This window comes from Streptococcus peroris ATCC 700780 (assembly GCF_000187585.1).
GTDB lineage: Bacteria > Bacillota > Bacilli > Lactobacillales > Streptococcaceae > Streptococcus > Streptococcus peroris.
Genome location: NZ_GL732463.1, coordinates 660,343 through 674,095, shown reverse-complemented (window position 1 = coordinate 674,095; position 13,753 = coordinate 660,343). Strand labels below are relative to the sequence as shown.

General features: G+C 38.0%; 11 protein-coding genes and 1 other annotated feature. All 11 genes read right to left on the bottom strand.

Features of this window, described 5'->3' with window-relative positions; all coding sequences use genetic code 11:
- The 11 genes from HMPREF9180_RS05235 to HMPREF9180_RS05185 all read right to left on the bottom strand — a co-directional run bounded on the left by HMPREF9180_RS05235 (window position 1) and on the right by HMPREF9180_RS05185 (window position 13,753).
- Entirely contained in the window at window positions 1-1,044 is a 1,044-nt protein-coding gene (locus HMPREF9180_RS05235; RefSeq protein WP_025168660.1) for a glycosyltransferase, read from the bottom strand.
- A gap of 109 nt (window positions 1,045-1,153) precedes the next feature.
- Complete coding sequence (locus tag HMPREF9180_RS05230) at window positions 1,154-1,483, bottom strand: metal-sulfur cluster assembly factor (protein ID WP_006145447.1); 330 nt, start codon at window positions 1,481-1,483, stop codon at window positions 1,154-1,156.
- Window positions 1,484-1,500: 17 nt separating this feature from the next.
- A complete protein-coding gene (gene rpoD, locus HMPREF9180_RS05225; protein WP_025168659.1) occupies window positions 1,501-2,610 on the bottom strand; it encodes an RNA polymerase sigma factor RpoD in 1,110 nt (369 codons plus the stop codon).
- 2 nt (window positions 2,611-2,612) lie between these two features.
- The gene (gene dnaG, locus HMPREF9180_RS05220; RefSeq protein WP_025168658.1) at window positions 2,613-4,373 is read right to left on the bottom strand and encodes a DNA primase; all 1,761 of its coding nucleotides are present in this window, start codon (window positions 4,371-4,373) and stop codon (window positions 2,613-2,615) included.
- Window positions 4,374-4,631: 258 nt separating this feature from the next.
- Window positions 4,632-5,390: an ABC transporter ATP-binding protein gene (locus tag HMPREF9180_RS05215; RefSeq protein ID WP_006145444.1), complete on the bottom strand. Its 759-nt coding sequence runs from the start codon at window positions 5,388-5,390 to the stop codon at window positions 4,632-4,634.
- The gene (locus HMPREF9180_RS05210) at window positions 5,387-6,253 is read right to left on the bottom strand and encodes an ABC transporter permease (RefSeq protein ID WP_006145443.1); all 867 of its coding nucleotides are present in this window, start codon (window positions 6,251-6,253) and stop codon (window positions 5,387-5,389) included. Before HMPREF9180_RS05210 ends, HMPREF9180_RS05215 begins: the two co-directional genes overlap by 4 nt.
- Window positions 6,254-6,314: 61 nt before the next feature.
- Complete coding sequence (trpX, locus tag HMPREF9180_RS05205; protein WP_006145442.1) at window positions 6,315-7,316, bottom strand: tryptophan ABC transporter substrate-binding protein; 1,002 nt, start codon at window positions 7,314-7,316, stop codon at window positions 6,315-6,317.
- 123 nt (window positions 7,317-7,439) lie between these two features.
- Window positions 7,440-7,656 (bottom strand) — a binding site (T-box leader).
- 96 nt (window positions 7,657-7,752) lie between these two features.
- Window positions 7,753-10,578, bottom strand: coding sequence for a phosphoenolpyruvate carboxylase (ppc, locus tag HMPREF9180_RS05200; RefSeq protein ID WP_006145441.1), 2,826 nt, complete (start codon window positions 10,576-10,578; stop codon window positions 7,753-7,755).
- 22 nt (window positions 10,579-10,600) lie between these two features.
- The gene (gene ftsW / locus HMPREF9180_RS05195; RefSeq protein WP_006145440.1) at window positions 10,601-11,812 is read right to left on the bottom strand and encodes a cell division peptidoglycan polymerase FtsW; all 1,212 of its coding nucleotides are present in this window, start codon (window positions 11,810-11,812) and stop codon (window positions 10,601-10,603) included.
- A gap of 211 nt (window positions 11,813-12,023) precedes the next feature.
- Entirely contained in the window at window positions 12,024-12,965 is a 942-nt protein-coding gene (gene prsA / locus HMPREF9180_RS05190) for a peptidylprolyl isomerase PrsA (RefSeq protein WP_006145439.1), read from the bottom strand.
- A gap of 74 nt (window positions 12,966-13,039) precedes the next feature.
- Window positions 13,040-13,753 carry an O-methyltransferase gene (locus HMPREF9180_RS05185; RefSeq protein WP_006145438.1) on the bottom strand — a complete coding sequence of 238 codons (714 nt, stop codon included), beginning with the start codon at window positions 13,751-13,753 and terminating at the stop codon, window positions 13,040-13,042.

Here is a 13,753-nt window from a genome sequence, read left to right as displayed (position 1 = left end):
TCATTTTTTTCCTAAAGCCGCCTGCTCCCGATAGAATTTTAGCCAGATTTCAAGAAGATGCTCTTCGGAATATTCTCTTGAAATAGCCTTAGCCTTTTCTTTCAATTCCTTAAGAGCTTCTGGATGTTCGCGATATTCCAAGATAGCTTCTTTCATATCTTCCACATCTGTGGTTGGTTTATAATTTCCTTCTAGAATCACCTTATAAAGGTCTAAATCCCGAAGCATAATTGGTGCTTCACAACTCGCAGCTTCTAAAATAGTCATTGGAAAGAGTTCATTATAACTTGGAAGCAAGAAAAGATCTGCTAAAGCATAAAGTTCTCTCATCCGTTCTGGCTCAACAATCCCTGGAAAAATCAGATTTTCTGGAGGATGATCCATGATTTTTTTATAGCGTTCATAACCATCTGTAATGCCACCAAAAGAGAAGCCTCCGGCCCAAATAAAGGTGATATCCGGTAGTTCCTCAGCAAGAGTGATGAAATCATCGATTCCCTTACGTTTTTGAACCTGACCTGCACCGACAACTACAAATTGATGTTCACTCAATCCCATATCTTTACGAAGTTGGCTTACCTGTTCTTCAGGAAGTGGATGCCATTTTTCTTTGTTAACAAAGTTAGGAATATAGGTCACCTTTTCTCGAGGAATACCCGCTGCAACTAAATCTTCGATAAAAGAAGGATTGACCACAACCAAATGTTCCATACGATCATAAAAAGAAAACACATACTTCTTAACAATCCCTTTTAAGAAAAATGGAATTTTTAAACTCCCTTCTAAGGTATCCGGTAAAAAATGGACATAACCAATTCTACGACCTGAACGCTTCTTTTGAAATGTAGATAAATAATAAGGAAGGTCGATAGTATGAAAATGAGTAACATCAGCTTCTACAGGAAGATTCTCCGTTACAATTAGTTGGTCTTTCGCATCACGTTTCAAAAGTTGCACAAGTTCACGGTAAGCACCAGAAACACCTTGTCCGGCTACTTTTTCACTTGAACTTAGCATATTGATGCGTAATTTCTCTTTTTCCATACTATCCATTATATCATTTTCTTGAAAGAAAATCAGCAAATTTAAAGAGAGATAGCATAAAAGGTAGGGAATTTCCGAACACTAATACTATTTCTCTTTTTATACGATTCTACTTAATTCCTAAAGCAATCCGTGCATAACGACTCATTTTTTCAACCGTCCAAGCCGGATACCAAACTAATTTGACTTCAACGTTAGTAACCTCCGGCACATCTGTCATAGCATCATAGATTTGATCAGTCAAGAGGTCTGCCAAAGGACAACCCATGGTTGTCAAGGTCATGTCGATCTCAGTATCACCTGTATCACCATCAAATCGAATCTCATAAATCAGACCTAGGTTAACGATATCTATACCTAATTCGGGGTCAATCACTTCTTCTAGTGCGGTCAAAATACGTGTTTTGATGTTTTCAATTTGCTCTTCTGTATAAGCCATATTCAGTCTCCTATAACCTAATCTTCGATAAAGTCACGAAGCGGTTTGCTTCGACTTGGTTGGCGAAGTTTTCTCAATGCTTTTGCCTCAATCTGACGGATACGTTCACGAGTCACATTGAAGACTTTACCAACATCTTCCAAAGTACGCATTTTCCCATCATCAAGTCCAAAACGAAGACGAAGAACATTTTCTTCACGATCTGTAAGAGTATCCAAAACTTCATCCAACTGTTCACGCAAAACGATACGAGTTGTGTAGTCAACTGGATTTTCAATCACTTCATCTTCGATAAAGTCACCAAGATGGCTATCATCTTCTTCACCAATAGGCGTTTCTAGAGAAACTGGTTCTTGAGCAATCTTAAGGATTTCACGAACCTTATCAGGTGTCATATCCATACGTTCTGCAATTTGCTCAGGAGTTGGATCTTGTCCCAACTCTTGAAGAAGATTACGTTGTTCACGAACAAGCTTGTTGATTGTTTCCACCATGTGAACTGGGATACGGATAGTACGAGCTTGGTCAGCAATGGCACGCGTAATAGCCTGACGAATCCACCAAGTTGCATAAGTTGAAAATTTGAATCCTTTTGAATAGTCAAACTTATCAACGGCTTTCATAAGTCCCATGTTACCTTCTTGGATTAAGTCAAGGAACTGCATACCACGTCCAACATAGCGTTTCGCGATAGAGACTACCAAGCGAAGGTTGGCTTCTGCTAGACGTTGTTTAGCTTCAACATCCCCTGCCTCGACAGCAAGGGCTAACTCTTTTTCTTCTTCGTTAGTAAGAAGAGGCACAACCCCAATTTCTTTTAGATACATACGAACAGGATCATTGACCTTGGCAGATGTTGAACCAATTAAGTCCTCGTCACTAAGTTCTGGTTCTTCTTCCGTACTTAGAACACGTTCACTTGGGTTTCCTTCGTTATCAGTGATTGCAATACCTGCATCTTGAATCCGTTGCAAAAGATTCTCAATGCCTTCGACATCAAGCGCAAAAGGGATTACAAGGACATTGTTGATTTCGTCATCTGTCGCAGTACCAGTCTTCTTATGGTTACGAATAAACTCAGCGACTTGGACATCAAAAGTCGTTACTTCATTTTGTTTTTTTGCCATTCTTACTCCATTCTTCTTTTTTGGGCAATTAAGCATTCAAGCTCTTCTATAGCAGTATCTGTATCACCTACATGACTTGCTTCCTGAACTTTCTTTTTAATTTGCAAGTTTTGTTGATTCAAAAGAGCACGATTACGAGACTCCTCCACTTCCTTTAGTTCTTCTGGAGACATTTCAGAAGGTAGATCCAAGGCTAACACCTGGTACCAAGCATTTTCCACTTCTCGAGTCTGATTTGCCAAGTCTTCAGAAGAAATCGAACCATTATCAATCAAGAGTCCATACAAGGTCTGAAACTCTGGAGTTTCAAATACAAAATCATTTCTCAAACGATAATCATTGAGCACCAAAGGATTTTCTATCATACGGTAAAGAATGTGTGCTTCAGCCCGCATGACTGCTGTCAGTTGCTTTGAAACTGACATGGTGATTGGCGTTGGATTAGCGACCTGTTTAACCTTTTCTTGTCTCTGTCTAACTCGACTTTCGTTGATAATGTGCTCAACTTGTTGATAATCAAAAGATGGTAAATGATCCGTCAACAAATGAATATAGGTATTCTGGGCTGTGATAGAGGGTTCTCTGACGATAAGAGGTGCAATTTTCTCAATGAACTCAATCTGCGCTTGAAGATTTTCACTATTACTAGGTTTGTAATGATGAATGTAAAACTCAATCGGACTGATTCGAGTATTGGATAAAAGGTAAGCCAATTCCTCTGGAGAATTTTTCTGTAAATACTCATCCGGATCCATTGCATCGGGAATTTGAACAATCTGAACAGGTACCTCAGTCAATTCTTCTAAGGCCTTGACAGTTGCTGCTTGCCCTGCTTTATCACCATCATAAGTGATAATCACTTTTTTTGTAAAGCGTTTTAGATGTTCAACATGTTCAGCAGTTAAAGCAGTCCCCATAGAAGCTACTGCATTTTCAACACCAGCACGGTAGGCTGCAATAACATCCATAAAGCCTTCCATTAGGTAAATTTCAGGAGCTTTGCCCGAACCTTTTTTTACCCTCTCCATATGATACAATTCGTAACTTTTGTTAAAAATTGCTGTCGCACGGCTATTTTTATACTTAGCAGTTTGAGAATCCGTCTCTTGCCAAATCCGTCCAGAAAAAGCAATCACCTTTCCTTGGTCGTTACAAAGTGGAAACATAATACGGTTATGGAAAGTATCAAAGAACTGGTTGGTCTCAGAAAGATAAAATAGACCTGAATCTAGCAAGTCCTTTTCACTATAGTCCTCCGCTAAACGTTGGTAGAGGTAAGAACGTTCAACAGGAGCCAGGCCAATCATAAAATGTTTAATGACATCATCAGTCAAACCACGTTTATAAAGATAGTTTCTTGCCTCTTCACCCATCTTTGTCGTCATGAGAATAGCATGATAAAAACGTGCGGCCTTGTCATGCATCTCATAGAGATTTTGGTGAGGGGACGTATGTTGAGCAGTATTGTGTACAGGAGTTTCAAGGTGCATCCCTAGACGTTCGCCTAGAATCCTCACAGCATCGGCAAAAGTTACTTGTTGATATTCCTCAATGAATTTAAAGACATCTCCAGAACGACCACAACCAAAACAGTGGTAAAACTGCTTATCTTCAACTACGTTAAAAGAAGGGGTCTTTTCACCATGAAAAGGACAGAGCCCTAAATAGTTCCGTCCAGATTTTTGTAAGGAAATCACTTCTCCTATGATTTCGACAATATTGGTATTGTTTTTGATTTCTTCGATGACTCGCTTGTCAACCATAGACAATACCTCCATTTTATCACAGTTTACTTTATATAGTATAGCTTATTTCTGAAAAAAAGTAAACCATTTCATACCTTTTACATGCTACTATTTCATAGATTAGTATCTTTTGAATTGTAAAAATTTCAACAAAAATTACCCTAAAAAAATGAAAATTCATAGTTAAAAATCTATCTATTCATTTCAAAAACTTAAAAAACTTAGAGGTAACATTCTACCTCTAAGCTCTTCGTAATCAATAAATACTTAAATCTTTTACTCAAATAGTTGATAGTAATCTGAAATATTCATCTTGGCTTTTTCATCCTTATTCAAATCTTGGATGATTCGTCCTTCTTTCATGACAATGAGGCGATTTCCATACTTGAGAGCATCTTCCATATGGTGGGTAATCATCAATGCTGTTAGATGGTCCTTGCTGACAAAGTCATCAGTCAATTCCATCAAGGCTACACTTGTTTTAGGGTCAAGAGCAGCTGTATGTTCATCCAATAAAAGGAGCTCTGGACGTTTCAAGGTTGCCATCAAGAGACTCAAGGCCTGCCTTTGTCCACCTGACAAAAATTCAATCGGTGTATCTAAATGTTTTTCTAGACCGTTCCCAATTTTATTGATAGTGTTTTGAAATTCTTCTCGATAACTAGATAATCTTCTAGGTACCAATCCTCTTCTTTCACCACGAAATTTAGCGATTAAGAGATTTTCAGCAACAGTCATACGTGGTGACGTACCCATCTTTGGATCTTGAAACACACGCGAAAGATATTTAGCGCGTTTTTCAGGAGAAAAATTCGTTACATCTTCTCCCATGATACGAATACTCCCACTTGTTAGGGGTAGAGTTCCTGCAATGCTATTAAAGAGGGTTGACTTACCAGCTCCATTTCCACCCAGGATTGTAATGAAGTCATGTTCATAGATATCAAGTGACACATCGTTTAGGATAATCTTTTCTTCATCAAAGCCGTTTGTCACAATTTTTGTCGCATTTTTAAGTTCTACAATAGCTGTCATTTGCTTAACTTGACTCCTTTCATGTAATTATTCTTAAAGGTTGGAATCATGAGGCAGGTCGCCAAAATAACCGCACTGTACAAACGGAGATAACTAGTATTAAATCCAAGAGCAATGACTCCCCATACCAAGAATTGATAGCTGATGGAACCAACTACAATGGTAACTAAACGCTCTGCAAGCGTGAGACTCTTAAAGAGAACTTCACCAATAATCAAGCTAGCAAGACCAACAACGATAACACCAATACCACGAGAGACATCTGCATAACCTTCTTGTTGAGCAATGAGAGCACCTGCTAGAGCGATAACACCATTTGACAAAACCAAGCCCATAAGCTCCATACGGCCTGTATTGATACCAAAACTACGCGCCATATCTGGATTATCCCCTGTAGCGATATAGGCCTGTCCAAGTTTAGTATCTAGGAAAAAAAGCATGAGAAGGATAACCAAAGTCACAAAGATTAAACCTGTCAGTAATTGATTAACCTCTGATGAAAATGGAAGAACATCTTGGATTTGCTTTGTTCCCAAAAGGCCAAGGTTAGCCCGTCCCATAATCATGAGCATGATAGAATGACAAGAAGTCATGACTAAAATTCCTGATAGAAGAGTTGGAATTTTCCCTTTGGTATACAATAGTCCAGCTGCTAAACCAGCAAGACAACCAGCTCCTATGGCTGCTAAAGTAGCAAGAAAAGGATTGACTCCTTGTGTAATCAGAGTCACTGCTACTGCTCCTCCAAGCGGGAAGGAACCTTCAGTTGTCATATCTGGAAAGTTCAGGATTCGAAAGGTCATAAAGATTCCCAAACCCAGGATAGCCCAGACCAATCCCTGTGAAATAATAGATATTAGCATGTTTGTTTCGTTTCCTTTATTTTAAAAATTGGAGGAGATGTCTCCAACTCCTCCTACATTCTTATTCGATGACTTTTCCAGCTTCTTTGAGAACCGATTCAGGAATAGTGATTCCAAGTTCTTGAGCTAGTTTTTTGTTGATAACTGATTTACCAGTTGAGAAGACATTTACTGGAGTATCTGCAGGCTTTTCACCCTTCAAGACTTTGGCAATCATCTTACCAGTAGCAACACCAAGATCGTGTTGGTCAACAACTACTGATGCCAAACCTCCAGCTTCTACCATGGCAGTCGCACTTGGGTAGATTGGTTTTTTAGCCGTTTGGTTACTTGATACTACAGTTGAGAATGCTGAGGCAATGGTGTTATCGATTGGAACCCAGATTGCATCTACTTTTCCAGTCATAACGTTAACTGTTGAAGCAATTTCGTTAGTTGATGGAACTGCGAATGTTTCTACTTTCAAACCAGCTTTTTCTGCGTATTTCTTGAACTCTTCAACTTGTGACTTAGAGTTATCTTCGCTACTTGAGTAAAGGGCACCAATTGTTTTGACATCAGGTGTCAAAGTTTTAATCAATTCCACTTGTTGTTCAGCAGGGTTATGGTCAGAAACACCTGTGATGTTACCACCTGGTTTTTCTAAATCTTTCACCAAGTTAGCGCCAACTGGGTCTGTAACAGCTGCCATGATAACCGGAAGATCTTTTGTTGCACTTGCTAGACCTTGGGCTGCTGGTGTCGCAATCCCAACAACTAAATCATTTCCATTTGCCACCAATTGCTTACTCATTGTGGCAACCTTACTTTGGTCACCTTCTGAGTTCATAAAGTCGATTTTAACTTGGTCACCTTTATAGCCTTCTTCAGCAAGTCCATCTTGGATACCTTGGTAAATCAAGTCAAGCGATGGGTGACTGACGAACTGTAGAACACCTACCTTAGCAGTTTTGTTAGCTGTCTCGGTTTTAGTTTCTTGTTTCGTTAAGTTAGAGTATACTAAGCTTCCTCCAACTACAACTGCTAGCGCTACGATAATACCGAGTAAACGTTTGTTTTTCATAATTTTCTCCTTATTCTGTTTAACTTATTCTTAATATTTTTAAATCACTTAATCAAGCGACGCCATCGTTTGACTTCCATAAAATTGCCTCCCCATAGAAAAAGTCCTCACACAAAATACTTGTGTGAGGACGTCGATGCGCGGTGCCACCTCAATTATAGGGAATATCCCTATCGCTCTTTCTCGCAAAAACGAGTTGCACTGTAAGGTGTGCTCACCGAATTCTTATGATTTCAAATTCTTAATAACATTCAGCCCAATTTTCATCACTTCCATCTATCTGTTTTCACCAACCACAGACTCTCTATAAAACTTCAATGATTACTTTCTGAATGATTAAATTATAACATTTTTCAAAAGCTTGTCAACACTTTTCAAGAATTATTTTTATAAAAATGTAAATTTCTTTCGGATTCTCAAAAAATTTAGATAAATATCAGCCAGAATTACGCAATCCTGTAGCAATTCCGTTAATAGTTGTATGGATTAATCTTTCTTCGTCTGAAGATAGCTCACCACGACGTTGGCGCTTAATCAACTCCAACTGAATATAGTTAAGGATATTGAAATAAGGCATACGGTAGTTTAGACTAGCTTTCAAATAAGTATTTTCTGCCAAAAGTTCTTCATGTCCTTCAATAGCTAAGATAACATCCTTAGTCAATTGCCATTCATCAAGAATAGTATAGTAGATTGCTTGAACTTCTTCACTTTCACAAAGGTTAGCATACTCAAAAGCAATGTTCATATTTGATTTTGATAGTACCATATCGACATTTGATAGAAGTGACTGGAAGAATGGCCAATTTTGATACATTTCTCTAAGGATTTCGATATTTTCAGGATCTTGGTCGATAAATTCCTTAAAGCTAGAACCTACTCCATACCAGCCTGGGAACATGACACGACTTTGTGACCATGAGAATACCCAAGGAATAGCACGTAGACCACCGATTTCGGTAATTGTTTTACGAGCTGCTGGACGAGAACCAATATTGAAACTTGAAATCGCCTTGATTGGACTAGATTCAAAGAAATAATCATAGAAATGCTCATTACCAAATACGAGCTCACGGTAGATATCGTAACTGCGTTCTACCACTTGATCCATGATGGCTTCATAACGGTTCGATGTATTGGTATCACTCTTTTTCTTAGTAATCATACGGTTGATTGCTGCCGAAACTAACATTTCAAGGTTGTAATAAGCTGCATCCTTATTCCCGTATTTATTGCCGATCACTTCACCTTGTTCAGTCAAGCGAATACGATCTTTGATAGACTTAAGTGGTTGAGATGCGATGGCATCATAGGTAGGACCACCACCACGACCTACTGTACCACCACGACCGTGGAAGAAGGTTACTTTTACACCAAATTCATCACCGATAGCTGTCAATTGCTGTTGAGCTTTGTAAAGGGTCCAACAAGATGAGAGGTAGCCTCCATCCTTGTTACTATCGGAGTACCCAAGCATAATTTCTTGGTAGTTATTTTTAGAAGCAATCCACTTCTTAGCAAGTGGTAAAGAGAAATACTTTCTCATTGTTTCTTCAGAATGATCCAAGTCCTCAATCGTCTCAAAAAGAGGTACGATTTGAACACGAGATTTTTCAGAATCCACGAGTCCTACTTCTTTCAGCATAATAGCCAATTCTAACATATCAGACACACTGGTTGCGTGAGAGATAATCGTTTGACGAATAACATCATCGCCTAGTCGGTCTTTTAATTGACGAGCTGTTTGGAAAATAGCCAATTCTTTTTCAAGAAGTTCAGACTTCTCAGCATGAGTTGCTGACAAGATTCGAGGATCTTCTAACAATTCATGTAAAAGCAACTCGCACTTTTCATCTTCTGACAAATCGCTATAATGGTCATTAATACCAGCAGATACCAATAACTCTGCTACACAGGCTTCGTGAACACTTGAGTCTTGACGCATGTCAATTGATGCCAAGAAGAAACCGAAAACCTCGACTGCTTCTAGCAGTTCTGCAAACTCACCTGTCAATAGAGCTTCTGCTTTATTTTCAAGCAATGAATCCTTAATAACATATAAATCATGCTTGAACTCTTCAATTGTTTCATAGTAAGGTGGACGTTCGTCTGCCAATTCTTGAATGGCACCTGAGAGTCGATTGCTGATATAATCAGTTACCACTCCCTGTTGATGCCCTTGAGCACCGAGAAGACGCTCAACATGATGTCGTTCATCTGCTGAAGAACCAACCACTGCCCATTCTTTTAGATTCAACAGTGTTTGAATCAGTTTTGATTGAATCAAGTGGAAAGCACGACGATAGGGTTCTTTCTCACGAAAGACAGATGTATCACGAGATTGAGCCGCCATTTCTTCAACAGCCTTGCTTGTTTTTGATAAATTAGTTGAAAGCGAGAAGGTACGATAGAGACTAGAGATCTTACTAATATAATAGTTCAAAACTACTTCACTTTGAATGGTAGCTGAACGCATGAGTGTCTCAGCCGTTACAAATGGATTTCCATCACGGTCTCCACCAATCCACATTCCCATAGTGATGGGTTTTGCTTGTTTTAGATCAATTCCTTGTTCTTTTGCCAAGCGCTTATACTCTAACATCAGATTTGGAACAGCCTGAAGAAAGGAACTATTGTAGTATTCCATCACATTAGTGATTTCATTGGTTACCTTTAGTTTCTTATCACGAATCATATCCGTCTGCAAGATAATTTCAATATAGCGACGGAGATCATTGTGCCATTTTTCTTTGTTAATCAGACCCATCTTCACATCACGATATTTCCGCAAGAGGGTGTGAATATGATTGGTCAGGTCCAGCATACTTTTACGTTGAACTTGTGTTGGGTGAGCTGTCAATACTGGTACGACATTTAAATGTTCAAGAATTTCAGCTGCATTCTCTTTTTCAGCTACCATTTCGATAGTTGTTGATAACTTACCAAGATAATCCTGATCAACATTGTTAAGATGGTTAATCTCAAATGCCAAGTCAACGTCTTCTGAGATATTAATCAAAAGTGGCAAAATAGAGAAATATCTAGAAATGTATACCATCTCATCATTTGATAGACTCGTTACCACTTTATCAAGTCCTTGATAATCTAGTTTTGATGAAAGTTCCTTCAACTGTATAATCTTGTCAAAGGTTTCAGCAGGAAGCATATTTTTTGTGATATCTTCAAGTAAATCTGTCAAGATTTGAACTTCTTCTTGCACGACAGTTTTGTTACTAAAATTTTCTAACTTTTGAAGAGACATTTTTTCTCCTTGTTACTTTTTCTTAAAGTTGCGCTTCATATTCACTATAGAGTTGTGCACGTTTTTCACTAGCATCAATATTTAAAACAAAGGCGATGGCTACAGACAGAACCAAGAGACTATTTCCTCCCTGAGAAAGAAAAGGAAAAGTTACACCTGTAGAAGGAATTAAGCCTGAGATTCCACCAATATTGACAAATACTTGAATCAAAATCATTCCACCGATACCGATTGCTACCATCGAGTTGAATGGATCTTTTGCTCGAACACCAACCAAGATAATACGAAGTATTAAGAAGAATAAGAGTGCCAAGATTAGACTGGCACCGACAAAACCAAACTCTTCAATGACAATTGAGAAGACAAAATCCGTGTGTGCCTCAGGCAGATAGCCTCTCTTTTCAATAGAGTTTCCTAAGCCTAATCCAAACCATCCGCCATTAACCATAGCGTAGTAAGAATTCGCTAATTGGTGTCCTGCACCAGCAAGGTCATCAAATGGATTGAAGAAGGCACTAAAGCGTTTAGCTACATATCCAAAGACAGGAATCTTCGAAACCTTATCAACACCAATCATTTTAATGGCTGTCAATGACACAAAGGATACGCTAGTCAATATTCCGAGTATAGTTGCAAACCAACGATGAGCAATTCCACTGATTGAATACATTAACAATGCTACTAAAATGAGAATAGAAGCATTCCCGAGGTCAGGGAAAATAGCCAAACTACCAATCATCACTAACAAAACAAAGCGCCAATCATTAAACGCTCTTGGAAGCCATTGGTTTTGAGTCAAAACTTGAAAGTCATAAACAGCTATTTCATCTTGCTGCTTGGCAAATCTTTGTGCTAAATACCAGATAATAATAATCTTCAAGTACTCTGCAGGTTGAATGGTAATAGGGCCTACTTTGATCCAACCATAAGCTCCATTGATAGGAATACCAACTAAACGAGCTAGAGCTAGCAATACTAACTCAACGAACATCACAATAAATAACAAGCGTTCATTTCTCAAAAATCCTAATTTTAACTTATAAATGATCGAAATAAGTAATAAACTTACGACCCAAAATATACCTTGGTTTCGGACCAATTGAAATGCGCTCTGACCTTCTTGGATTAAGGATGCACTTGTTGTCGAATATACCACAATTAAGCCCAAGACAGACAAGAGAAGATAGGGCACTAAAATGGAATAGTTCAACAGGTGCCTTTTACTAATTTTCATACGTCACCATCTATCAGAATTATAAATTTAAATTAATTCTAGTTTTCTTGTTATTATACCATTTTTTAAATTAGAAAAAAACTCTTACCCATTAATGAACTAAATTTCTGATTATTGAGCTTCTCTAATATTTTTTCAATTTAAAATTGATACTTTAAATGTTCACGAAAAAAACTCTATCTTTCTTATTAGAAAGATAGAGTTTCTATCATTAGTTAGAAGATGTGGTTGTAGTTGCGTTAGCTGAATCGCTTTGGATATATTGAGTAAAGATATTTTGAAAGGCTTGATCTTTAACCTTGATATTCGCTGCTTGCAATTCTTTACTAATGACACCTTGAACAAAGGTAGCATCATTTTGTTTTTGAGTCAGGATAACTGTCTTCAATTTTTCTTTATAGTCTTCAATATTAGAAGATTTTTCAGTTTTCTTAGTTAATTTTACAATATAGAAGCTACTAGAATATGCTTGTGTCCCTGGGGCAGTAATGACATCTGAAACACCATTAACATCCAGAGCGAAGGCTGCTTTTTTAACTACGTCTGGCAATTCTGTTGATGCAGAGTCAAAAGTGATTTCACCACCATTTGCTTTTGTCTTTTCGTCAGTTGAATTATCTTTAGCCAATTGTGCAAAGTCAGCTCCAGATTCTTTTGCCTTTGCAAGTACTTCTTTAGCTTTATCTTCACTGTCAAGTTTGATAATTTGAGCTGTTACTTCAGGTGTGTATTCGTCGTAAGCTTTTTTATAGTTTTCATCAGTCAATTCTGATTCTGCGGCTTTTTTAACAGCATATTCAACTAATTTACTTGTACGAATTTGAGCTTTACGACTTTCAGCTGTCATACCTGCACGAGAAAGAACGATTTGGTAACTATCACCATATTTCTTTTGTTCTTCTGCTACAGCATCTTCTACTTCTTTATCACTAACTTCAGATCCATATTGTTTTTCAAAAACTTTTTGAATGGTCATATTCAGCAAGACTTGTTGAGCAGTCGCATTGTTTTTAACTTCTTCAAAGAATTGGTGCTCAGTGATGACATCACCTTTCATACTGATTAAGTCAGCTCCTTGAGAGCTATTTGAACAAGCAGCCAAAGTAGCTACTGATAACAAAGTTATGGCACCTGCCAATAATTTTTTCTTCATGTTTACTCCTTTTTATTCACTAGATAATTGTTTACCTTATCTATTTTACTAAATTGTCTTAAAAATATCTAAAATTAGTCAATATCAGGCAGTTCTACTTCTGCTTGATTCTTTCGCAACATCAATATCCCATCTCCAAGAGGAATTAGACTGGCTGTTAATCCTGGATTATCAAGAGTCGCCTCAAAGAGCCTTTGCAAACCACGATAAATAGTTCGTTGCCCACGTCGAACTTCCATGATATCCTTAGCGATGTCTCCACCTTGAAAAACATCATCCAATACGACCACTCCTCCAACTTCAAGGTGTTTAAGGATTTCTGGCAAAAATACAATGTATTTAGACTTTGCAGAATCCATAAAAACAAAATCATAGGTCCCTGTCAATGTTGACAAAATATCTACCGCATCCCCTTCTAAGAGAGTGATTTGTTTGCGACTATCAAATTTTGCAAAATTTTCTTTGGCAAAACTAATCATTTCGGGATTTCGGTCAATGGTTTTAATTTTTGCATTTGGGGCATGCTGGGCCATCAAAAGTGCAGAAAACCCAATCGCCGTACCAATCTCTAAAATGTTTTTTGGTTGTATTGTTTCCATTAGGAAACGAAAATAAGCGACAGTCTCATGAGGAATGATTGGAATATTCTCCTTGCGAGCAAAGTTTTCTAGTTCTTTTAAAGAACCAGTCACCTGCTTTTGACGTTGGCGTAAAAATTCGACGATTTCTTCTTTTACGACAGGACGTCGCATGTTATGGTTGGCATTTTTACTGTATGACTCAACCAT

Bases quoted from the DNA above. Each gene is read 5' to 3' on its own strand.
- prsA (WP_006145439.1), bottom strand. From the start codon at position 12,965: ATGAAGAAAAAATTATTGGCAGGTGCCATAACTTTGTTATCAGTAGCT.
- HMPREF9180_RS05185 (WP_006145438.1), bottom strand. From the start codon at position 13,753: ATGGTTGAGTCATACAGTAAAAATGCCAACCATAACATGCGACGTCCT.
- HMPREF9180_RS05215 (WP_006145444.1), bottom strand. From the start codon at position 5,390: ATGACAGCTATTGTAGAACTTAAAAATGCGACAAAAATTGTGACAAAC.
- HMPREF9180_RS05235 (WP_025168660.1), bottom strand. From the start codon at position 1,044: ATGGAAAAAGAGAAATTACGCATCAATATGCTAAGTTCAAGTGAAAAA.
- dnaG (WP_025168658.1), bottom strand. From the start codon at position 4,373: ATGGTTGACAAGCGAGTCATCGAAGAAATCAAAAACAATACCAATATT.
- HMPREF9180_RS05210 (WP_006145443.1), bottom strand. From the start codon at position 6,253: ATGCTAATATCTATTATTTCACAGGGATTGGTCTGGGCTATCCTGGGT.
- rpoD (WP_025168659.1), bottom strand. From the start codon at position 2,610: ATGGCAAAAAAACAAAATGAAGTAACGACTTTTGATGTCCAAGTCGCT.
- ppc (WP_006145441.1), bottom strand. From the start codon at position 10,578: ATGTCTCTTCAAAAGTTAGAAAATTTTAGTAACAAAACTGTCGTGCAA.
- HMPREF9180_RS05230 (WP_006145447.1), bottom strand. From the start codon at position 1,483: ATGGCTTATACAGAAGAGCAAATTGAAAACATCAAAACACGTATTTTG.
- trpX (WP_006145442.1), bottom strand. From the start codon at position 7,316: ATGAAAAACAAACGTTTACTCGGTATTATCGTAGCGCTAGCAGTTGTA.
- ftsW (WP_006145440.1), bottom strand. From the start codon at position 11,812: ATGAAAATTAGTAAAAGGCACCTGTTGAACTATTCCATTTTAGTGCCC.